Genomic DNA, 472 nt, shown 5'->3' with positions numbered 1-472 from the left:
GGCGAAATGCACGAGGCCGACCGGCTTGCCCGGCGTGGCGCCGCCGGGGCCGGCGATGCCGGTGATGGCGACCGCCAGATCGGTGCCGGCCCGCTCCAGCGCACCGATCGCCATCGCGGTTGCGGTCTCCTTGCTGACCGCGCCGAAATTGGCCAGCGTGCCCGCCTCGACGCCGAGCATCGCGCGCTTGGCGTCGTTGGAATAGGTGACGAAGCCGCGGTCGATCACGTCGGAGGAGCCCGGGATGTCGGTCAGCGCGCCGGCAACCAGGCCACCGGTGCAGGACTCGGCGGTCGCGACCGTCAGCTTGCGCATCCGGCACAGATCGAGCAGCGAGCGGGAGAGGGCGCGTGCGTCGCTGCCGCCCATGGCCTTACACGCTCCAGGGAAGACGGATGGTGGCGCTCGCGGTGGCCGCGATGCCTTCCTCGCGGCCGGTGAAGCCCAGCCGCTCGCTGGTCGTCGCCTTCAC

General features: G+C 72.0%; 2 protein-coding genes. Both read right to left on the bottom strand.

Translation table 11 applies throughout. The features are described from left to right. Positions 1–369, bottom strand: a 369-nt coding sequence (locus AACY45_RS28325) for a CinA family protein (RefSeq protein WP_339548774.1), incomplete at its 3' end; no start/stop codon positions are given. A 4-nt stretch (positions 370–373) separates the two neighbouring features. Further along, positions 374–472: 2-C-methyl-D-erythritol 2,4-cyclodiphosphate synthase (locus tag AACY45_RS28320; RefSeq protein WP_339548775.1), on the bottom strand; the 99-nt coding region annotated here is incomplete at its 5' end.

The sequence above is a fragment of the Pseudomonas sp. RA_35y_Pfl2_P32 genome (assembly GCF_963970735.1).
Taxonomy (GTDB): Bacteria; Pseudomonadota; Gammaproteobacteria; order Pseudomonadales; family Pseudomonadaceae; genus Aquipseudomonas.
The sequence above is the reverse complement of the archived record's forward strand: the minus strand, read 5'-3'. Positions and strand labels throughout refer to the sequence as shown.